The sequence below is a fragment of the Pseudoalteromonas sp. SG44-1 genome, from assembly GCF_014164315.1.
In the GTDB taxonomy this organism is placed as follows: domain Bacteria; phylum Pseudomonadota; class Gammaproteobacteria; order Enterobacterales; family Alteromonadaceae; genus Pseudoalteromonas; species Pseudoalteromonas rhizosphaerae.
Window position 1 is genome coordinate 1 of sequence record NZ_JACJEW010000251.1, and the last position, 406, is coordinate 406.

Consider the following 406-nt stretch of genomic DNA (forward strand, 5'->3'; position numbering starts at 1 on the left):
GCGCATTTCAAAGCCTTTACCACAGACACGGTCAAAGCAAATAAACCCCTCAAACAAAAAGATACTGTTCAATATGAAAGTCAACCAGCACAGCTAAAGCAATTTGGTGGTAATCATATTAAAGGAGTAAAAAAGGACAGGCGCATTTTTTTGCAAATTTTTTGCAAAATCCATAGTATCAACTACTGTTTTTATATACAGTTTGACAGGAGTTGCTATGTATGACCCGGGCAAGAAAAAAGCTTATTGATTTAGCGTCCACATCTTATTATCACTTAATCTCACGATGCGTGAGACGTGCATTCTTGTGTGGTGATGATAAATACACAGGTAAAAACTTTGATCACCGTAGAGTGTGGTTAGTAGAGCGAATTAAGTTACTAAGTAGCGTTTTCGCTATAGAGAT

2 pseudogenes are annotated in these 406 nt (G+C 36.9%); both read left to right on the plus strand.

Annotated elements, in window-relative coordinates:
* Window positions 1-225: pseudogene (locus H5187_RS24940) on the plus strand (hypothetical protein); the annotation flags it as partial.
* Window positions 222-406, plus strand: a pseudogene (locus H5187_RS24455) (alpha-amylase family glycosyl hydrolase); the annotation flags it as partial. The pseudogenes H5187_RS24940 and H5187_RS24455, both read left to right, overlap by 4 nt.